Raw genomic sequence first — 19,558 nt, forward strand, 5'->3', positions numbered from 1 at the left:
AGGTGGGGAACGTGACCCACCCCACTTCCATGCACTAGAGTTGAGTTCAGTTCAATTAGTGCATCGGCTGGGGTCGGCATGACCGCAGCCCTCAGTCATGATCGAAAGAGAGACCATGAGCAGCGAGTTCACGCATCTCTTCTCGCCTTTTGCGATCGGTGAGGTGACCCTGAAGAACCGTCTCGTCGCGCTCCCGGCCGGGACGAGCATGGCGCAGGACGGCGTTCCCACCCACGGTGACACCGAGCATTTCGGGCGGCTCGCCGCCGGTGGCGTCGGTCTGATCATCGGTGGTGCGACGGTGGTGCACCCCACGACGACCCTGCGGTCGAGGAAACTCGTCGAGGCCTACATCGACGAGTTCGTACCCGCTGCCGCCGCCAAGGCGGACATCATCCACCGACACGGTGCGCGATTCATCGGCCAGTTGTGTCATCTCGGACGGGAGTTCATCGGCGGGGAGTCCGATTCGCCGCCGTCCGCACCGTCGGCGATCAAGACCGTGCGCGACGCCTATCCGCCCCACGAACTGACGGTGCCGGAGATCGAGAGCATCATCGAGGGCTGGCGGATCTCGACCGAGAACCTGGTGAAGGCCGGGGCCGATGGTGTCGAGGTCCACGCCGCACACGGCTATCTCCCGGCCCAGTTCATGTCACCGCTGACCAATCAGCGGACCGATGGCTTCGGTGGATCCTTCGAGAACCGGATGCGGTTCCCGCGGCTGGTGATCGAGGCGATGCGGTCGGTGGTCCCGGACGGTTTCGTGTTCGGGGTACGGCTCAGTGGGGAAGAGGAGATCCCCGGTGGCATGGACATCGACGACTGCGTGCGCATCGCGGAGAACCTTGCCGAACTCGGGGTCGACTACTTCAGCATCACCCACGGCACCCGTGGCAAGTACGTCAAGGACTCGACCAATCCGGATGCCGTTGCGGTGCCGTCGGCGTCGCGGGTCCGAGCGGCGACGGGGCTGCCGACGTTGGTCGGCCAACGGATCCGGGATGCGGCCACCGCCGACCACATCATCAAATCCGGTCACGCCGACATGGTCGGGATGGCCCGCGCGCTGATCGCCGATCCCGATCTGCCGGTGAAGTCGGAAACCGGACGGCTGACCGAGATTCGCGGCTGCCTCGGAATCAACCAGGACTGCCGGGCATTCGACCCGCATCTGCACTGTGCGGTCAACGCGGAGGTCGGACGCGGGCGGGACCCTCGGGTGGGCGTACCGGCGCCAAAGGTCAAGGAGGTCTACGTGATCGGCGGTGGACCAGCCGGCCTCGAGGCGGCCCGTGTCGCCGCCGGCCGCGGTCATCGGGTCACCGTGTTCGAGAAGGAGCCCGCCCTGGGTGGTTCGGCGCGTATCGCTGCCGCCTCGCCACATCGGGCGACCTTCATCGATGCCATCGACTACCTGCGACTCGAACTCAAGCGTCTGAAGGTCGACGTCAACCTGGCCGCCGGCATCGACGCCGGTGATCTCGAAGAGATCCGGACGATGGCCGATCACGTGGTGGTGGCCACCGGTTCGCGGGCGGCTGCACCACCGGTTGTGCTCGGTGACCGTCCGTCGGCCACGGTGGATGAGGTTCTGCTGGGCCAACTCCCGGACGTGCCGGGTAAACGTGCGGTGGTCTACGACGAGGGTGACGGTTTCTGGCCTGCCTACAGCGCCGCCGAGGCGTTGGTGCAGCAGGGCTGGCATGTCACGTTGGCCACGCCGTTGACCGGACTGGCCACGAGGGTTCCGGCGGAAAGTGCCGGACCGCTGTTGACCCGATTGGGTGCAGCCGGCGTCGAGTTCCGGATCGGCCACACGTTGGTGGTGCCCGAAAACGCCTCGGAATCAGTGCTTTTGCGGCCGTTGTTCGGCGCCGGTGACATCGAGACCGGTCCGGCGCTGACGGTGTGGCATCAGCCGCGGGTGGCGGAATCGGCGTTCGGGCTCGTACCGGGGGAGAGCATCAGCATCATCGGCGACTGTGTCACTCCACGGCGGCTGAGTCACGCCATCGCCGAGGGCTACCGGGTGGGCGCACAGATTTGACCTGACCTGCCCTGACCTGCCCCACCCGCCGCCGACCGTGCCGAAATACCCGTTGACCGTGCCGAAAATGGCTATCCGCCAGCAACTTTGGCACGCTCGACGGCGTTATCGGCACGCTCGACGGAGGGGTGCGGTCGGGTGTCCGCGGCGTCAGCGGGTGTCAGAGGGTATTGGCGGACCAGGGGAGGTCGGAGGCGTTGAGGGTCACCCAGTTCGGGTGCTTGGCGCAACGATTGTCGCCGGAGGAGCGTCCGCGTAGGCGTCGCACTGCCCACGGCGCCAGATGGCTGCGAACAAAACGCATGTTCTCGATGATCCGGCGTTTGTCGGCATCTGTGGGTCGGTCGGGGACCGGGATCGTGTGGACGCCGAGTGCGCGAAGAACATGGGCGGCGACCCGTTGATGTCCGATCGGGTTCAGGTGCAGGCGATCGTCGGACCAATAGACCGCTCGGCGGATCTCGCTGTCGTGGAACATGTCCACGAACGTGATGTCTTCGGCATGAGCGAGGGCGGCGACCTCTGTGGTCAGGTATTCGCCGCGTCCGCGGATCGTCTCGCGCATGGGCAGTCCGTCGGACGGATCCGCGCCGGCGAGCAGCACGACCTCGATCCCGGCATCGCGGCACCGCCGCACCGCGGTACGGGTCAGTTCGATGAGGCCCGGCAGGTCGCTGCCCCGGCGCAACATGTCGTTGCCGCCGCCGTTGAACGTGAGCAGCGTCGGGAGCGGGTCCATCGACAGCGCGGCGTCGATCTGCTCGGTCGCGATCGGCGCGAGCAGGCGACCCCTGATCGCGAGGTTCGCATAGTCGATACTGCCGTGTTCGGCAGCAAGACCGGCCGCGACGAGGTCTGCCCACCCGCGGGTGTTCACGCCATCGGGTTCGTCGCCGACTCCCTCGGTGAAGCTGTCGCCGACTGCAACGTAACGCATTGTGCTCCTGTAACTCTCGACTTCGCCGGTGGTGGTGGCGTCACCGGATTGACATCTGTGTTCTGTGTACCGACCGCCGGTGGTCAGAACCAGCCCGGCTGGGCATCGAGCGTGGTGCGGTCGAGTGAGGCGACCAGCGATAGCTGCGCGGCGGTCTTGGGCAACTCGTAGCGGAAGAAATATTGGGCCGCAGCGCGTTTGCCGTCGTAGAAGTCGCCGGTCTTGGCGTCGACCGCCAATAACTGTTCGAGCCACATCCAGGCGATCACGATGTGGCCGGCGGCCTCGAGGTAGGCAGTTGCGTTGGCCAGGGCGAGCGCGGGATCACCCGCGGACCAGACGGTGGTGGTCGTGGTGACCAACTGGTCCAGAGCGGTTTGCAGATCGGCCGCGTAGCCGGCGGCGGCACCGTTGTCGGCGGCACGGTCGATGGTGTCACCGATGGTCTCGGCGAGCTGCGTGAGCCCGGCTCCGCCCTGCATGATGACTTTGCGGCCCAGGAGGTCGAGTCCGTGGATTCCGTGTGCGCCTTCGTGGATCGGGTTCAGGCGGTTGTCGCGGTAGTACTGCTCGACGTCGAATTCCTTGGTGTACCCGTAGCCGCCGAGGACCTGGATCGCGAGGCTGTTCGCCTCCAGGCACCACTGGGACGGCCAGCTCTTTGCGATGGGGGTGAGGACATCGAGAAGGAGGCCGGCGCGATCCCGGTCGTCGCCGGCGCTGGTGGTCTGCTCGTCGACCAGTTTGCTGCAGTAGAGACCGAGGGCGAGAGCGCCTTCGACATAGGACTTCTGGGCCAGCAGCATCCGCTTGACGTCGGCGTGCTCGATGATCGGGACGGGCCGCGACGCCGGGTCCTTCTGATCGACGGGACGGCCCTGTGCCCGCACCTTGGCGTATTCGAGCGAGGCGAGATATCCGGCGTAGCCCAGAGAGGTGGCCAGAAACCCCACTCCGATCCGGGCCTCGTTCATCATGTGGAACATGTACGACAGGCCACGATGCTCTTCGCCGACGAGGTAGCCCACCGCTCCGGATTCGGTTGTCGGGGAGTGTGTTCCGTCGCCGAAGTTCAGCAGGGTGTTCGTGGTCGCGCGGTTGCCCATCTTGTGGTTGAGGCCGACGAGTGCGACATCGTTGCGGGTGCCGTCGGCCAGATACTTGGGCACGACGAACAGCGAGATCCCCTTGACCCCGGGTCCACCGCCGGGTGCCTTCGCCAGCACCAGGTGGACGATGTTCTCGGATAGTTCGTGATCACCTGCCGAGATCCACATCTTGGTGCCGGTGATCCGATAGGTGCCGTCGGAGATCGGTTCGGCCTTGGTGGTGATGTCGGCGAGCGACGAACCGGCCTGTGGTTCGGACAGGCACATCGTGCCGAAGTAGCGGCCCTCGACCATGGGCCGGACCCAGGTGTCGATCTGTTCCGGGGAGCCGTACTCGGCAAGGAGGTTGGCGTTGCCAACGGTGAGGAACGTGTAGGACGACATAGCCGCGTTGGCCGCCTGGAACCACGCCATCGCCGCCCTGTTGACCACGGTCGGCAGTTGCATGCCGCCCAGGGATTCGTCGAACGAGCCCGTCAGCAGTCCGGCTTTGACGAACTCGTCGATGCCGTCCCCGATGCCGTCCGGCAGCACCACCTTGCCGTCGTCCCCGACAAACGGTTCGTTCTGGTCGCCGATCTTGTTGACCGGGGCAAATCGCTTGGTGGCGAGGTCTTCGCTCAGTTCCAGGATTGCGTCGAAGGTCTCCCGAGAGTGCTCTGCGAACCGGTCGCGAGTCGTCAGCTTCTCGACGTCGAGCCACTCGTAGAGCAGGAACTCGAGGTCGCGACGGGAGAGTGGGGCTGCCATGGGACTCCTTCGAAACCAAGCGGTCGCTTATTTTCTAAGCGTTCGCTTATGATGCCCTCGGTGGTGCGATCGGGTCAACCGGCCTGCGATCGCCGGGAGCGAGGGGGGCGCCACGTGGCTGTGACGAAGGCAAGCGGTTCGGCCGCGGCGGAACGGATCCGTCAGGCGGCGATCGCGTCATTCGCCGAACAGGGCTACGCCGGCACCTCGACCCGGGAGATCGCCAAACGCCTCGGCCTGAGCCCGGCCGCGATGTATCCCCACTTCGGGTCGAAAGAAGAACTGCTGTACGCAATTTCACTGGAAGGGCACCGAGGTGTACTGACGGCGCTGCGTGCGGTGGACGATCCCGGGCGCTCCGACAGCGATCGGCTCCGAGCTGTGGTGCGGGAGTTTGCGCGATGGCAGGCCGAGCACCACCAATTGGCGAAGGTCGTGCAGTACGAACTGCACGAACTGACCCGGGAGCACTACCGGACGATCACCGCGATCCGCCGCGACACCTCCGAGGTTCTCGCGGCGATCGTCGGTCGGGGTGTCGACTCAGGAGAGTTCACCGTGGCTGCAGCGGACGACGTGGTGCTCGCGTTGTCGTCGCTCTGTGTCGACGTGTGCCGGTGGTTCCCGACCCGGACCCATCGCGATCCGGTGGCCTTGGGTGAGACCTACGGCGAACTGGCCGTGCGGATGGTCCGTTAGGGGCGGGCCAGACGTGCCATGGTCCGCATCATCAGCTCTCGGTCCAACCGGGGACCGCCTGGGGTGTCGGCGCCATATCGCTCGATCTCGGCGGCGAGGTCCAGGGGGCGGGTCGGTGCCACGCCCGGCACGAGCTCCTCATCGAGTCGGGAATCAGGCACCAGCCAGGTGACCTCGAACTCGAGTCCGTCGGGGTCCCTTCCGTACAGAGCCTTGGTTGCCGCGTGATTCGACGCCCCGCTCAGCGCGCCCGCCGCCTGGAGCCGGTCGCGGGCCCGCGCGAGTTCACGCAGGGTCTCCACTTCCCAGGCGAGGTGGTAGAGGCCCACCGAACCGTCGGCGGCCCGTGGACCGGAGGCCTGGAACAGGCCGAGATCGTGGTCGTTGGCCGATCCGCTGCCACGGAGGAACGCGCCGCCGGGGAAGTCGATGGGCAGCCGTTCGAATCCGAGTACGTCGCAATAGAACTCTGCGCTCCGCTTGACGTCGGAAACGAATAACACCGCGTGGTTCAGGCTTCGGATCGACATTGGGATTCCTTCGGTCGGCTCGGGTGGCGGGCGGACTCGACGCGCGCGGACGATGGGACTTCAGACTATGTTCGGTGCGCTCGGGCCGCGCACCGGCACCCGGAGGGTTGCAGCAACCAGAGCGTCGCGCGAGACTTTCAGCATCGGATTACGTTGTGCAGAACTACATTTCGTGGTCAGGGCCGAGTCGGGGACGTCGTGGACCGATCTCCTGTCGTTGTCTGTGGCGTTCCGGAACCGTAGGATCAGGTTCGTGCCAGAAACCTCGTACGCGGCCTGCGGCGAGCTGAGTCTGGCCTACCAGGTGTTCGGCGACGGGCCCGTCGACCTGGTCTTTGTCGGGCCATTCGTCAGCCATATCGAGCTGTTCTGGACCCTGCCCGAGTTCAAGTCCTTCTTCGACCAGCTCGCCACGTTCTGTCGCATCCTCTTGTTCGACAAGGCAGGGGTCGGGCTGTCGGACCCGGTGGCGAAAGTTCGCACACTGGATGATCGGGTGACCGAGATCGAAGCCGTCATGGACGCCGCCGGCTTCGGAGAGGCTTCCCTCTTCGGAATGAGCGAGGGTGGCACGGCCTCGATCGTGTTCGCGGCGAAACGACCGGAGCGAACGCGAGCGTTGATCCTCTACGGCGCCTACCCGTTCATGGCAACCGGTTGGGACGACATCGATCGGGACCCGGCCGAGGTGAGAAAACGCCTCGTATCCGATGCCGGTGAGGATTTGTCCGGCACCGGCGCGGATTACCTGCCGTCGACCGAGCAGATCGTCCGCCTTCAGGAGCTCGGACGCGCGACGCGTTCGGAGTGGGGCACCGGTGCGGCGGCCAGGTGCATGTTCCCGTCAACCCGGTCGATACGCCAGCTCGCAATGTTCGAGCGGATGAGCGCAAGCCCCGGAATGGTACGGGCTACAGCGGAATCGGTGTTTCGGATGGACATCCGGACCGTCTTGCCGACGATTGACTCACCTACCTTGGTCATTCACGCTCGTGACGACTGCATGCCCGTGCAATGCGGTCGCTACATCGCCGACCACGTCCTCGGCGCGCAGTGGCTCGAGGTCGACGGCATCGACCACGCTCCCTGGGTCACCGGTCCCGACCGGATCTTGGCCGCGATCGAGGAGTTTCTCACCGGTGGCCATGCCGCGCCTGCCCAATCCCATCGCGCGTTGCGCACCGTGTTGTTCACCGACATGGTTGCCTCCACCCGACATGCGGCGGCAGCGGGCGACGAGAGATGGCGCGCGGTGCTGACGCGGTTTGGTGAGATGACTGCCGCCGTCACGGAACGGTCCAGCGGCACGTTGGTCAAGAGCACCGGTGATGGGCACCTCGTCACGTTCGACGGTCCAACTCAGGCCATCAGATGTGCCGAGGCGTTGCGTTCTGATTCCGAGACGCTGGGGATCGAGATCCGCGCCGGAATCCACACCGGGGAATGCGAACTACTCGACAACGACATCGGGGGACTCGCCGTACACATCGCGGCGCGGATCCTCGGCCAGGCCGGCCCCGGGGACATCCTGGTCTCCGGTACCGTTCGTGACCTGGTCGTCGGCTCGGGCACCAGCTTTGAGTTGCGTGGCAGCGTCGAGTTGCGCGGTGTGCCCGGCAGGTGGCAACTCCTGGCGGTCGATCGGCACGATGCGCGGCCGGGTTCTGCCGAGGCCGCACTGGCGTCCACCTCAACCCCCGGTCCTCGCGCTGCGATGCGCCGAACGGACCTCGCCGTGGGGATGATGGCGCGGCGGACGCCGTGGATCCTTCGCGGGATGGCACGCCTGACCCCAACCACCCGCCGCACCTGAAGGCCGGCGAAGTCAGCGCGATCGCAAAAGGATTCGGAGATCGACACCTCGGCGGAACCGCCGAAGCGACCAGCCATGACCTGTTTGCGTGGTAAGTAACAACCTCGCGCTGACAGCGGTTCCGAAAGAGAGTCTGGCACTTCCATGCGACTGAAAGACAACACCTTCCTCGTCACGGGCGGGGCCTCCGGTCTCGGTGCTGCGACCGCTGCTGCGATCGTCGAAGGCGGTGGGCGAGTGGTGATCACGGATCTGGCGACATCTGAGGGAGCGGCAACCACCGACGGGCTCGGCGACGCGGCGCTGTTCGTGCCCGCAGACATCACTGACGAGGTGTCGTTCACCGAGGCGCTCGACGCAGCCGAAGTCCATGGGCCGCTACGTGGGGCTGTGCACTGCGCAGGCCGCGGCGGAGACCGGCTGCGGATTCTCGACCGGGACAAGAACCCGGCCTCGCTCGAGAGCTTCCGAAATGTCATCGAGGTCAACCTCGTCGGCACCTACAACGTGCTGCGGTTGGCAGCGTCCCGCATCGCGCGCAACGAACCGATCGACGGGGAGCGGGGCGCTATCGTGCTGACCGCATCGGTCGCGGCCTTCGATGGACAGATCGGGCAAACGTCGTATACCGCATCCAAAGCGGCGGTCCACGGTATGACGCTCGTGTCGGCACGTGACCTCGCCAGTGTGGGTATCCGGGTCAACACCATCGCCCCAGGCATCTTCGACACACCGATGCTTGCCCGCCTGCGCGACGACATCCGCGAAGGGCTTGCCGCGGATGTCCCGTTCCCCAAGCGTCTCGGCGACCCCGGAGACTATGCGGGGATGGCGCTGACGTTGCTGCAGAACGGATATGTCAACGGCGAGACGATCCGCCTCGACGGCGCGATTCGGATGGCTCCGCGCTGAGCTTTCACGGCGAACGACACTACCGATCGCATCTGGGTTCGTGATCACACCGGTACCTCGATGTGATCGTTGTTCCAGGGGTGGGGTCTGACCTGTTGCTTGTCGCGAACCCCCGGAAACCGGACTACGCGCACTGCTACGTTGTTAACCGATGATTTGCCAGAGAAAACAAAGACTGATTTTGGTTTGACCCCGACAAAGCTTTCGGACAACAACCACTTGAGGACGCGCTATGGCCATTTTTACCGATAACCCGCAGAGTCCCGCTCCACCTGGCGGTTCGGACACATCGACCAAATCGCAACAGAAGGTCACGGTGAACTGGCCGGTCTTCATCGGTTCCAGTGTCGGGATCATCGGGATCATCGTCTGGGCGCTGATCGACCAGGAGGGCGCCGACGACGTCATCGGCACCGCAGTGAGCTGGGTCGCCACCAACCTCGGCTGGTTCTACATCCTCCTGGTGACCGTTGTACTCGCCTTCGTGGTGTGGGCGGCGTTGTCATCGGTGGGCCGGGTGAAACTCGGGCCCGACCACTCGAAGCCGGTCTACAACCTGTTCTCCTGGACGGCCATGTTGTTTGCTGCCGGGATCGGTATCGACCTCATGTTCTTCTCGGTCGCCGAACCGGTCACGCAGTATCTCGCGCCACCGGTCGGTGACGGTGAGACAACAGAAGCGGCTCGACAGGCGTTGACGTGGACGCTGTTTCATTACGGCATCATCGGCTGGGCGCTCTATGCGCTGATCGGTATGGCGCTGGGCTATTTCGCCTACCGGCACAATCTCCCGTTGAGTATCCGCTCGGCCCTGTACCCAATCTTCGGGAAGCGGGTCGAGGGTGGACTCGGCAACTTCGTCGACATCGCCGCCCTGCTCGGTGCGATCTTCGGATTGGCGACCAGCCTGGGAATCGGTGTGGCACAACTCAATGTCGGCCTCGATGAACTATTCGGAATCGAACGAGGCACGTGGGCGCAGGCCGGACTGATCGCAATCGCCGTCCTGATCGCCACGGTGTCAGCGGTTTCCGGCATCGACAAGGGTGTGCGCCGGTTGTCCGAGCTCAATGTGATCGTCGCAGTGGGCCTGATGCTCTTCATTCTGATCGCGGGTTCCACCGCATACCTGTTCGACGGGATCGTGCAGAACACCGGCGACTTCATCAGCCGGTTCCCCGGCATGACCCTCGACACGTTCGCCTACGACCGGCCCGATGAATGGCTGTCGTCCTGGACCCTCTTCTTCTGGGCCTGGTGGATTGCCTGGGCCCCGTTTGTCGGTTTGTTCCTGGCCCGGATCTCCCGTGGACGGACGATCCGGCAGTTCGTGCTCGGCACGTTGACCGTTCCGTTCCTGTTCATCCTGCTGTGGATCTCGGTCTTCGGGAACAGTGCGATCGAACTGGTCCGCGGGGGCAACACCGAATTCGGTGAGACAGCGGTGAACGTGCCCGAGGAGGCGTTCTACGGTCTGCTCGAGGAGTATCCGGCCGCGCCCTTCCTGATCGTCGTCGCCACGTTGACCGGGTTGCTGTTCTACGTCACCAGCGCAGATTCCGGGGCCCTGGTGATGTCGCACTTCAGTTCGCGGATGCCGGACAACGAGTCCGACGGACCGGCCTGGGTGCGGATCTTCTGGGCCGCGGCCACCGGCCTGCTGACCTTTGCGATGTTGTTGATCGGCGGCATCACCACGTTGCAGAACGCCACGATCATCATGGGCGTCCCGTTTGCCGTCGTGATCGTTTTCATCATGCTGGGGTTGTTCAAAGCGCTTCAGGTGGAACAACACTGGGTAGAGTCGGCGCGGTTGTCGATCCCCAAGGTGCTGTCCAGCCGGACCGCGGGCGGTACCGCGCTGCACTGGCGGCAGCGCATAGCGCGGTCGGTGCGATATCCCGATGCTGCCGCGACCGAGCGGTACGTCAGCACCGTGGTCGGTCCGGCGCTGCAAGAGGTCGCTGACGAATTGACCGCTGCCGGAAGGGAAGCGACGTTTGGCGAGCAGCTGGTCGAATCGTGCGGCATCCACGCCTACCACCTCGATGTCGCATATGAGGGGGAGCGGGGCTTCCACTATCAGGTCTATCCGACCGAACACCTGATCCCGCAATATGGACGGCTACCGAAGAGCCCGAGCAAGTTCTTCCGGCTCGAGGTGTTCACGGCCTCCGGCAGCAGCGGGTTCGACGTCTTCGGATTCTCCAAGGATCAACTCATCGGCAATGTGCTCGATCACTATGAACGTCACCTCGAGTTCCTGCATCGCTCCGTTGGCGGCGATTCGACCACGGTCGACGTCGCACCGGTCCTCGATTGGTCGACCGACTTCGAGTCGATCCCGGCCGATGTCGTAGACGACACAGACGGAACAGCAGGCACCACACCGACCACCAAAGAGGAGTCATGACCGCACAAACCCTGTTCATCAACGGTAAGTGGGAATCCGCGGCCGACGGGGGCACCCGCGACATCGAATGTCCCGCCACGCGCGAGCTGGTCGGGACGGTCAGTGACGCCGGTCCGGCAGACACCGAGCGGGCGATTGCGGCAGCCCGGCAGGCATACGACGACGGCCGGTGGTCGCTCGTGCCCGCACCCGAACGCGGCGCCTTCGTGCTGCGCGTGGCGGCGGCACTGCGGGAACGCAAATCAGAGTTCGCCCGGGCCGAATCCCTCGACACCGGCAAGCGCCTGGTCGAGTCCGAAATCGACATGGACGACATCGCAGCCTGTTTCGAGTACTTCGGTCGCGCGGCGGCGCAGGATGCCGGTCGGCTGGTCGATGCCGGCAGTAATGACGTGGTCAGTCGCATCCAGTACGAACCGGTGGGTGTCTGCGGGATGATCACGCCGTGGAACTACCCATTGCTGCAAGCAGCGTGGAAGATGGCACCTGCCCTGGCGGCCGGCTGCACGTTCATCCTCAAACCTGCTGAACTGACACCACATACCGCGATTTTGATGATGCGGGTTTTCGACGATCTGGGGCTTCCCGCCGGGGTGGCCAATCTGGTCACGGGCACCGGACCGCGGGCCGGAGCGGCCCTGTCGGAACATCCGGACGTAGACATGGTGTCGTTCACCGGAGGGCTGGTCACCGGGCGTCTGATCGGTGCCGCGGCGGCGGCGACGGTGAAGAAGGTTGCCCTCGAGCTGGGTGGCAAGAATCCGAATGTGATCTTCGCCGACGCCGATTTCGATGCCGCCGTCGACAACGCACTCAACGGCGGGTTTGTGCATTCCGGGCAAGTTTGCTCTGCCGGGGCCCGAATCATCGTGCAGGACAGTATCGCCGAGAAATTCACCGATGCACTGGTCGCCCGGGCGAAGCAGATCCGGCTCGGTGGACCGTTCGACGACTCGGCCGAGACCGGCCCGTTGATCTCGGCAGCGCATCGGGAGAAGGTCGACGCCTACATACGCAAGGGTGTCGCCGAGGGCGCGCGGTTGCGGTGCGGCGGTGAGTTCGGCACCGGCACATCGGGCGAATCCGATCTCGATGCCGGTTACTACTACCTGCCGACGGTGCTGGATCAAGTACAGCGGGGCATGTCGGTGGTGGCCGACGAGGCATTCGGTCCGGTGGTCACCGTGGAGACCTTCACCGACGAAGACGACGCCGTGGCAATCGCCAACGACACCGTCTACGGGCTGGCCGGTGCGGTCTGGACTCAGGACGCCGGTAAGGCCCAACGGGTGGCGAACCGGTTACGGCACGGCACGATCTGGATCAACGACTATCACCCGTATCTCCCACAGGCGGAGTGGGGTGGCTTCGGTCAATCAGGCGTTGGACGCGAGCTGGGGCCCACGGGCCTGAGCGAGTATCGCGAAGCCAAACATGTGTATCAGAACATCGCACCGGCCGTGACCGGCTGGTTCGAGGACACGAGCACGGAGAGCAGCAAATGAGCACCGAGCGGGCTTTCGACTATGTCGTCGTCGGTGGCGGTTCGGCCGGTTGCGCCGTGGCGGCGCGACTCTCGGAAGATCCGTCGATCAGTGTTGCGCTGATCGAGGCCGGCCCCGACGATCACGGCATTCCCGAAGTGCTGCAACTGGACCGGTGGATGGAGCTCCTCGAGTCCGGTTACGACTGGGACTACGTCGTCGAGCCGCAGGAGAACGGCAACTCGTTCCTGCGTCACGCTCGCGCTCGGGTGATGGGCGGATGCTCGTCGCACAACTCCTGTATCGCGTTCTGGCCGCCCGCCGAGGACATCGACGAGTGGGAGTCGAAATACGGTGCGACGGGCTGGAACAAGGAGACGGTCTGGCCGCTGATCAAGCGGCTCGAGACCAACGAAGACGCTGGCCCGCAGTATCCGCACCACGGTGACAGCGGACCGGTACACCTGATGAACGTTCCGCCCGCCGATCCCTGCGGTGTGGCATTGCTCGAAGCCGCCGCCGAGGCCGGGATCCCGACCGAGAAGTTCAACACCGGATCCACGGTCGTCCACGGCGCCAACTTCTTTCAGATCAACCGCCGCGCCGACGGAACGCGTGCGTCGTCGTCGGTGTCCTACATTCATCCGATCACCGATCGGCCCAACTTCACACTGCTGACCGGGCTGCGCGCCAAGAAACTCGTCTTCGACGGAACCCGCTGTGTGGGTGTCGACGTGGTCGACAACCAGTTCGGCCGCACCAAGACGATCCGGGCGAACGCCGAAGTGGTGTTGTCCGCCGGGGCGGTGGATTCACCGAAGCTGTTGATGCTGTCGGGAATCGGTCCGGCAGATCACCTGCGGGAGTTCGACATCGAGGTCCTGGTCGATTCGCCGGGAGTCGGGTCGCATCTGCAGGATCACCCCGAAGGCGTGATCTCGTGGGAAGCGAAGCAGCCCATGCCCACCGAGTCGACGCAGTGGTGGGAGATCGGGATCTTCGACACCGTCGACGATGGTCTCGATCGTCCCGACCTGATGATGCACTACGGATCCGTGCCCTTTGACATGCACACGGTTCGGCAGGGGTATCCGACGTCGGAAAACGTCTTTGTCCTCACCCCGAACGTCACCCATGCGCACTCGCGTGGGTTCATCCGGCTGCGGACCCGGGACTTCCGCGACAAGCCGCTGGTCGACCCCCGCTACTTCACAGACCCCGACGGTTACGACATGCGGATCATGATCGCCGGTATTCGGCGTGCCCGCGAGATCGTCGCGCAACCGGCGATGCAGTCGTGGGCGGGAACCGAACTGTTCCCCGGTGTCGACGTCCAGTCGGACGAGGACCTCGCCGACTACATCCGGCGCACGCACAACACCGTCTATCACCTGGCGGGTAGCGTTCGGATGGGCGCCGTCGACGACGTCGACTCGCCGCTCGATCCCGAACTCCGGGTCAAAGGTGTGCAGGGGCTCCGAGTGGCGGACGCCTCGGTGTTCCCCGAACACACCACCGTGAACCCCAACATCACCGTGATGATGGTCGGTGAACGTTGTGCGGACCTGATCCGCGCCGCCCGCACTTAGCCCACACCTGCAAACGAGCCGGAATTACGAGGACGAGCCACAAACTTGTGGCTCGTCCTCGTAATTCCGGCTCGTTTGCGCCAGGGCGCCCTCGATCAGGTCGAGGACTGGTGCTCGGAGCACTGCGGGTTCGTGCACACCGGATCTGATTTGGTCTTGTGGATATCGCCCCCGAACGTGCGGAATTCATGCACCTCGACCTCCATGTGTTGGCCGCACACGGGGCAGTTGTGGACGACCTGCTTCCTATACGTCTTGGTAGCCATACCCCACCGTAAAACTGTGACCCCCATCACGTCCAGTGTTGCGGTGTAGCGCTGCGAACCCGGTACCGAAAAGCGATGCCCAGCGACTTGCGACCAGGCGGGCCGCGCGGGGTCGCGATGGGTTTGCGACGGCTGCCGTGTGGGTACCGAAAAGTACATGGCACATGAACTCGACGGACAGCAGATCGCGTTTCTCGTGGCGCCGGAAGGTGTCGAACAGGTGGAGTTGACCCAGCCTTGGGAGGCGGTCCGCAGCGCCGGCGGCACTCCGCACCTGGTGTCGACGGAACCGGGCAAGATCCAGGCCTACAACCATCTCGACAAGGCCGACACCTTTGCGGTGGATGCCGTCGTCTCAGAGGTCCCCTCAGCCGACTTCGATGCGTTGGTGCTGCCGGGTGGCGTCGCCAACCCGGACTACCTGCGTACCGACTCCGATGCGGTTCAGTTCATCGCGTCGTTCTTCACCGAGGGCAAGCCGGTGGCAGCGATCTGCCACGCGCCCTGGACGCTGGTGGAGGCCGACGTCGTCGGCGGGCGGACCCTGACCTCGTACCCGAGCGTGCGCACAGATATCGCCAACGCTGGTGGCCAGTGGGTCGATGACGAGGTCGTGGTCTGCACTAAGGGATCCAACGTGCTGATCACCAGCCGCAACCCCGACGACCTTCCGGCATTCGACGACGCGCTGGTGCGTGAGTTCGCGGCCGCCAAGTCCTGATCCCGGGCCGGCCTCGGCCCGATCTGCCGACGGCGTGTGTAAGGGTGGGCAGTCATGACGACCGCCCGGCGCCTCGGCGCGCATCTGGCCCGCTTCGGTTTGGCCCGTCCGCATTCACTCGGCGGCGCTCTCGGTTCGCCCGCGCCGATTCGTGGTCGCAAAATGATGATCACCGGAGCGTCGTCGGGCGTCGGTGAGGCGGCCGCGCTGGCTCTGGGCAGCCAGGGCGCCGAACTCATCCTGGTCGCTCGCGGTGCGGACGGCTTGAACGCGGTGCGGGACCGCGTTGTCGCCGGAGGCGGTGTTGCGCACTGTCATCCCGCGGATCTGGCCGACGAAGCGGACGTCCACCGGCTCGTCGACGAGGTGCTCGCAGAACACGGCACACCAGATGTCCTGATCAACAACGCCGGCCGCTCCATCCGGCGTACCGCCATCGACTCGGTCGACCGGTTACACGACTATCGCCGCACCATGGCGGTCAACTACTTCGGGCCGGTGGGTTTGATGCTCGGGTTCCTGCCGGGTATGAAAACCCGTGGTGGCGGGCACATCATCAACATCTCGACGTGGGGCGTGCCGGCCGGATCGATGCCGAAGTTCTCGGCGTACGCCGGATCGAAAGCCGCGCTGAGCATCGTCGGCCGGAGCATCGGAACAGAACTGTCGGCCGACGGAATCGTGGTGAGCACGATCTATTTCCCGCTCATCCGGACACCGATGATCGCACCCACCGCCGAATACGACGGGCTGCCCGCACTGTCGGCGGACGAGGCGGCATCGTGGATCACCCATGCGGTCAGGCATCGTCCCGCGGAGGTGATGCCGCGGTATGCACGGGTTTTGCAGCGGGTGTCGGCGATCCGCGCCGCCGGAACCGATAGGTTGCTGAGTAGGGGCCTGACGTGAGGACATTGTGCCCTGATCGGCCGGTCCGACTGTTCCGGGCCGAGTTCGCCAGGCATGCTTGAACGATGACTGCACACCCGATGTTCCCGCTGGGAATGGCCTTGCTGCCCGGCGAGAAGCTGAGCCTGCAGGTCTTCGAGCACCGATACCGCCAGATGGTGGCCGACTGTACGGCCATCGACGGGACGAACAGCTTTGGTGTCGTGCTGATCTCGCGCGGCAGTGAGGTCGGCGGTGGCGAAAAACGCGTCGATGTCGGGACACTTGCGCAGATCGAAGAATGCATCGCTCGACCCGATGGGCGTTACCACCTGACGTGCGTGGGCACCGATCGCTTCCGGGTCAAGTCGTGGCTGCCCGACAACCCGTATCCGATGGCCGACATCACGATGTGGCCGAGCACCGACCCCATCGCGTACCCGGCAGATCTTGCGCCACTTCGGGAAAGACTCAACGGCCTGTCGTCGGTGTTGTCCCGGGTGCGCGGAATCGTCGTCGAAGACCGGCTGGTCGAACCGCTCGACAGCGACGGACCGGTCGACGCCAAGGTCTATGACACCGCGGTCAGGCTCGGTCTGGGGCCTGCGGACCGACTGAAGGTCCTGTCGGCGCCGGGCACCGCGGAGCGGATCATCGAGTTGTGTCAGGCCATCGACGACCTGATCGCGGTCATCGAATTCTCCGGCCTGCCAGATGATTAGTCACCGCAAACGGCGATAGGGGACAGCGACGTGGGTGTGGCGACTGGCGCGGTATTCGTGTGGATCGGCATGGTGTCCGCGATCTCGTTCATCGAGGCACCACTGAAGTTTCGGGCGCCGGAGGTGACGCTGCGTATCGGGCTCGGTATCGGACGACTTGTGTTCCGAGCGTTGAACATGGCCGAAGTGGTCTTGGCCGTGGCCGTGGTGGCCGGGCTGATCATCGGATCACCGACATCGGCTGCCGTGGTCGCCGCCGCGGTCGCCATCGGAGCGCTGATCATCCAGGTCGCCGCGGTCCGTCCGGCGTTGACCCGACGCTCGGACCGCGTGCTGGCGGGTGACGAGAGCGGCGCGGGTTCACGGGCGCACCTGGTCTACATCGGTTTCGAGGTGATCAAGTTCGTCGCACTGATCATCTGCGGTGCGCTGCTGCTGACCTGAGTCGGATCAGTTCGACGACGCCCCTGCCGCGATCAGCAGGACCACGAACAGGGCGATGCCGATCGCCCACAGCGCCACGGCGACCCAGCCGATGATCCGTCCGGCCTGGGCCATCCCGAGCCCGTCCTGGGTACCGCCCGACGCGTTGATTTCGTCGATTGCCTTGTTGCCGAAGATGATCGCCGGAATCGCGCCGAGCCCGCAGATCACAAAGGCGGCGATACCGCAGACGAGCGCAATGATGGCGTTGGAGTTCGTCTCCCGGTTCACCGGATAGCCGTAGCCGCCCGCCGCCGGGTAGCCGGGCTGCTGGTAGCCGGGCTGTTGATAGCCGTAACCGGGTTGTTCGTAGGGCTGCGTGTATCCGGGCTGCGGGTATCCCGGCGCCTGGTAGCCGGGTTGCTGGTAGCCGGGTTGTTGGTAGCCGGGTTGCTGGTAGCCGGGCTGCTGGTATTCCTCGCCCGGGGTCGGCGTGCCGCCGCCCTGGCCCTCGGAGTTGTCGTCGCGTTTGCGGAGCGGATCGTTGTTCGGGTCGTACGGCGGGGGATAGGTCATGACCTTCACCTTTCACGGACGTCAACTTCGCCTCCGGCCGAGGCCGCATGTGATTGCGATGAAGTCTATCGCCGTTCCTGGTTCAGCCGGTCGGGACGGCAGCCGGCTGGGCTGGGGCCGGGATCTCGGTCAGTGCCGCCGGTGCCGGGTCGGCGGCCGAGATCGCCCGATACGCCCCGTCCCGCACGGCAAAACCATTGTCTGACCTGGTATTTACGCAGTACAGGCCGGTGGGTGTGGCCAGGCACTGGAAGTTGCGGATCGAGATCGCCGAGCCGGACAACAACGGTTCGCTGCTGACCCAGACCCAGGGGGTGTCGGTGCAGGTGCCCTGCGTCGACGTCTCGGTGAGGACGACGTAGCCGCCCTGCCAGGTGCATCCCGTCGGCGTCGGGCCCGGTTCGGGCCGGGCGTCCCCGCCGGTCACATCACACGCCAGGGTGGCGGTGTCGCGCTCCACGGTGGAGCAGTGCACGCCACCGTCCGCGGTGCTGAAGTGGAATTGCGAGGTGTCCTGCATCGGTCCGCCCGCGGCGGGGGCCGCCTCGTGGAAATCGGTGTTGTCCACCCGTGGTGCGAGGCCGATCACCCCGCCGATCGTCTGCGCGTCTGATCGGGGGGTCGCGATGGTCGTCAAACCGCTGCTGGTGGTGGTTGTGGACGTCGGCCGCTCGGTGGACAACGTGTCGGTGGGTGGTAATTCCTTGGTGGTCGGCCCGTCCTCGGGAAAACACCCCCCGAGGGTGACGATCGCCGCGGCGCACGCCAGCACCATCCCGATCGCTGATTTCCCCATGTCCGTACCCTTACCTGTGTGTCGACACCCAAGATTGTGCTTTTTTATGTCTTCACGCCGATCGCCGACCCCGAGGCAATACGGCTTTGGCAGCACACATTATGCGAAGCGGTCGGGGTCACGGGCCGGATCATCATCTCCGAGCACGGGATCAACAGCACGGTCGGCGGCGACATCGCCGCGGTCAAACGCTATGTTCACGGCACGAGGGCCTATCCGGCGTTCAAGAATGCCGACATCAAGTGGTCCGACGGACTCGGCGACGACTTTCCTCGGCTGAGCGTGAAGGTGCGCCCCGAGATCGTCACCTTCGGTGCCCCCGGTGAACTGCAGGTCGACGAATCCGGAGTGGTCGGTGGCGGCACCCACCTGAGCCCCGAGGGTGTGCACGACCTGGTCGCCGAGCGGGGTGACGACGTGGTCTTCTTCGACGGCCGCAACCATCTCGAGGCCCAGATCGGCCGCTTCCGCGATGCCGTCGTACCGCCGACCGAAACGACCCGCGACTTCATCGACCTGATCGAGCGCGGCGAATACGACCACCTCAAGGACAAACCGGTGGTCACCTACTGCACCGGCGGGGTGCGCTGCGAAGTGTTGTCGGTGCTGATGCGCAATCGCGGTTTCAACGAGGTGTATCAACTCGACGGCGGCATCGTCCGATATGGCGAGAAGTTCGGCGACGACGGTCTCTGGGACGGCTCGCTGTACGTGTTCGACAAACGGATGAGCCTGGATTTCTCCGACCACGCGAAGGTCATCGGCGCCTGCACCCGCTGTGGCGCCCAGACCAAGAACGTCGCGAACTACCCGGATCCGGGAGGTCGCGAACTGGTGGTGGTCTGCCGGCAGTGTCAGGCCGGCGCGGAGGTATGAGCGG

General features: G+C 65.0%; 17 protein-coding genes. 12 read left to right on the forward strand and 5 right to left on the reverse strand.

What is annotated here, in order from left to right:
* The first annotated feature begins 115 nt into the window (after nucleotides 1-115).
* Entirely contained in the window at nucleotides 116-2,050 is a 1,935-nt protein-coding gene (locus tag AC51GT_RS00595) for an oxidoreductase (RefSeq protein WP_496327534.1), read from the forward strand.
* 160 nt (nucleotides 2,051-2,210) lie between these two features.
* On the opposite strand, the gene AC51GT_RS00600 is transcribed toward AC51GT_RS00595, so the two are convergent.
* Together AC51GT_RS00600 and AC51GT_RS00605 are read right to left on the reverse strand one after the other, a co-directional pair.
* Nucleotides 2,211-2,987: an SGNH/GDSL hydrolase family protein gene (locus tag AC51GT_RS00600; protein WP_496323451.1), complete on the reverse strand. Its 777-nt coding sequence runs from the start codon at nucleotides 2,985-2,987 to the stop codon at nucleotides 2,211-2,213.
* 83 nt (nucleotides 2,988-3,070) lie between these two features.
* Nucleotides 3,071-4,846 (reverse strand): acyl-CoA dehydrogenase, encoded by a 1,776-nt coding sequence (locus AC51GT_RS00605; protein ID WP_496327535.1) that lies wholly within the window; start codon nucleotides 4,844-4,846, stop codon nucleotides 3,071-3,073.
* A 114-nt stretch (nucleotides 4,847-4,960) separates the two neighbouring features.
* Between AC51GT_RS00605 and AC51GT_RS00610 the strand changes: the two genes are divergently transcribed.
* On the forward strand, nucleotides 4,961-5,545 hold the full coding sequence (locus AC51GT_RS00610) for a TetR/AcrR family transcriptional regulator (protein ID WP_496327536.1): 585 nt from the start codon (nucleotides 4,961-4,963) through the stop codon (nucleotides 5,543-5,545).
* On the opposite strand, the gene AC51GT_RS00615 is transcribed toward AC51GT_RS00610, so the two are convergent.
* Nucleotides 5,542-6,075 (reverse strand): VOC family protein, encoded by a 534-nt coding sequence (locus AC51GT_RS00615; protein ID WP_496327537.1) that lies wholly within the window; start codon nucleotides 6,073-6,075, stop codon nucleotides 5,542-5,544. The genes AC51GT_RS00610 and AC51GT_RS00615 overlap by 4 nt on opposite strands.
* 253 nt (nucleotides 6,076-6,328) lie before the next feature.
* On the opposite strand from AC51GT_RS00615, the gene AC51GT_RS00620 reads away from it, so the two are divergent.
* The 9 genes from AC51GT_RS00620 to AC51GT_RS00660 all read left to right on the forward strand — a co-directional run bounded on the left by AC51GT_RS00620 (nucleotide 6,329) and on the right by AC51GT_RS00660 (nucleotide 17,327).
* Nucleotides 6,329-7,888 carry an adenylate/guanylate cyclase domain-containing protein gene (locus AC51GT_RS00620; protein WP_496327538.1) on the forward strand — a complete coding sequence of 520 codons (1,560 nt, stop codon included), beginning with the start codon at nucleotides 6,329-6,331 and terminating at the stop codon, nucleotides 7,886-7,888.
* A 144-nt stretch (nucleotides 7,889-8,032) separates the two neighbouring features.
* A complete protein-coding gene (locus AC51GT_RS00625; protein ID WP_496327539.1) occupies nucleotides 8,033-8,800 on the forward strand; it encodes an SDR family NAD(P)-dependent oxidoreductase in 768 nt (255 codons plus the stop codon).
* Between the two features lie 232 nt (nucleotides 8,801-9,032).
* Complete coding sequence (gene betT, locus AC51GT_RS00630; protein ID WP_496327540.1) at nucleotides 9,033-11,213, forward strand: choline BCCT transporter BetT; 2,181 nt, start codon at nucleotides 9,033-9,035, stop codon at nucleotides 11,211-11,213.
* Nucleotides 11,210-12,718, forward strand: coding sequence for an aldehyde dehydrogenase family protein (locus tag AC51GT_RS00635; RefSeq protein ID WP_496327541.1), 1,509 nt, complete (start codon nucleotides 11,210-11,212; stop codon nucleotides 12,716-12,718). The genes betT and AC51GT_RS00635 overlap by 4 nt, the downstream gene beginning before the upstream one ends.
* Complete coding sequence (locus AC51GT_RS00640; RefSeq protein ID WP_496323459.1) at nucleotides 12,715-14,286, forward strand: GMC family oxidoreductase; 1,572 nt, start codon at nucleotides 12,715-12,717, stop codon at nucleotides 14,284-14,286. Before AC51GT_RS00635 ends, AC51GT_RS00640 begins: the two co-directional genes overlap by 4 nt.
* Nucleotides 14,287-14,709: 423 nt before the next feature.
* Nucleotides 14,710-15,273, forward strand: coding sequence for a type 1 glutamine amidotransferase domain-containing protein (locus AC51GT_RS00645; protein ID WP_496327542.1), 564 nt, complete (start codon nucleotides 14,710-14,712; stop codon nucleotides 15,271-15,273).
* 54 nt (nucleotides 15,274-15,327) lie between these two features.
* Nucleotides 15,328-16,182, forward strand: a complete 855-nt coding sequence (locus AC51GT_RS00650; RefSeq protein WP_496327543.1) for an SDR family NAD(P)-dependent oxidoreductase — start codon at nucleotides 15,328-15,330, stop codon at nucleotides 16,180-16,182.
* 65 nt (nucleotides 16,183-16,247) lie between these two features.
* Nucleotides 16,248-16,883, forward strand: a complete 636-nt coding sequence (locus AC51GT_RS00655) for an LON peptidase substrate-binding domain-containing protein (RefSeq protein WP_496327544.1) — start codon at nucleotides 16,248-16,250, stop codon at nucleotides 16,881-16,883.
* Nucleotides 16,884-16,952: 69 nt separating this feature from the next.
* Entirely contained in the window at nucleotides 16,953-17,327 is a 375-nt protein-coding gene (locus AC51GT_RS00660) for a hypothetical protein (protein WP_496324084.1), read from the forward strand.
* Between the two features lie 6 nt (nucleotides 17,328-17,333).
* On the opposite strand, the gene AC51GT_RS00665 is transcribed toward AC51GT_RS00660, so the two are convergent.
* Both AC51GT_RS00665 and AC51GT_RS00670 read right to left on the reverse strand, forming a co-directional pair.
* Nucleotides 17,334-17,882, reverse strand: coding sequence for a DUF4190 domain-containing protein (locus AC51GT_RS00665; RefSeq protein WP_496327545.1), 549 nt, complete (start codon nucleotides 17,880-17,882; stop codon nucleotides 17,334-17,336).
* Between the two features lie 82 nt (nucleotides 17,883-17,964).
* The gene (locus AC51GT_RS00670; protein WP_496327546.1) at nucleotides 17,965-18,678 is read right to left on the reverse strand and encodes a hypothetical protein; all 714 of its coding nucleotides are present in this window, start codon (nucleotides 18,676-18,678) and stop codon (nucleotides 17,965-17,967) included.
* A gap of 18 nt (nucleotides 18,679-18,696) precedes the next feature.
* Here AC51GT_RS00670 and trhO point away from each other — a divergent pair, with 18 nt between their 5' ends.
* A complete protein-coding gene (gene trhO / locus AC51GT_RS00675) occupies nucleotides 18,697-19,554 on the forward strand; it encodes an oxygen-dependent tRNA uridine(34) hydroxylase TrhO (protein WP_496327547.1) in 858 nt (285 codons plus the stop codon).
* The last annotated feature ends 4 nt before the right edge of the window (nucleotides 19,555-19,558 follow it).

The sequence above is a fragment of the Williamsia sp. z34 genome (genome assembly GCF_059553395.1).

Bases quoted from the DNA above. Each gene is read 5' to 3' on its own strand.
- AC51GT_RS00670 (WP_496327546.1), bottom strand. From the start codon at position 18,678: ATGGGGAAATCAGCGATCGGGATGGTGCTGGCGTGCGCCGCGGCGATC.
- AC51GT_RS00650 (WP_496327543.1), top strand. From the start codon at position 15,328: ATGACGACCGCCCGGCGCCTCGGCGCGCATCTGGCCCGCTTCGGTTTG.
- AC51GT_RS00635 (WP_496327541.1), top strand. From the start codon at position 11,210: ATGACCGCACAAACCCTGTTCATCAACGGTAAGTGGGAATCCGCGGCC.
- AC51GT_RS00600 (WP_496323451.1), bottom strand. From the start codon at position 2,987: ATGCGTTACGTTGCAGTCGGCGACAGCTTCACCGAGGGAGTCGGCGAC.
- betT (WP_496327540.1), top strand. From the start codon at position 9,033: ATGGCCATTTTTACCGATAACCCGCAGAGTCCCGCTCCACCTGGCGGT.
- AC51GT_RS00595 (WP_496327534.1), top strand. From the start codon at position 116: ATGAGCAGCGAGTTCACGCATCTCTTCTCGCCTTTTGCGATCGGTGAG.
- AC51GT_RS00655 (WP_496327544.1), top strand. From the start codon at position 16,248: ATGACTGCACACCCGATGTTCCCGCTGGGAATGGCCTTGCTGCCCGGC.
- AC51GT_RS00645 (WP_496327542.1), top strand. From the start codon at position 14,710: ATGGCACATGAACTCGACGGACAGCAGATCGCGTTTCTCGTGGCGCCG.
- AC51GT_RS00640 (WP_496323459.1), top strand. From the start codon at position 12,715: ATGAGCACCGAGCGGGCTTTCGACTATGTCGTCGTCGGTGGCGGTTCG.
- AC51GT_RS00665 (WP_496327545.1), bottom strand. From the start codon at position 17,882: ATGACCTATCCCCCGCCGTACGACCCGAACAACGATCCGCTCCGCAAA.
- AC51GT_RS00615 (WP_496327537.1), bottom strand. From the start codon at position 6,075: ATGTCGATCCGAAGCCTGAACCACGCGGTGTTATTCGTTTCCGACGTC.
- AC51GT_RS00660 (WP_496324084.1), top strand. From the start codon at position 16,953: ATGGTGTCCGCGATCTCGTTCATCGAGGCACCACTGAAGTTTCGGGCG.
- AC51GT_RS00605 (WP_496327535.1), bottom strand. From the start codon at position 4,846: ATGGCAGCCCCACTCTCCCGTCGCGACCTCGAGTTCCTGCTCTACGAG.
- AC51GT_RS00625 (WP_496327539.1), top strand. From the start codon at position 8,033: ATGCGACTGAAAGACAACACCTTCCTCGTCACGGGCGGGGCCTCCGGT.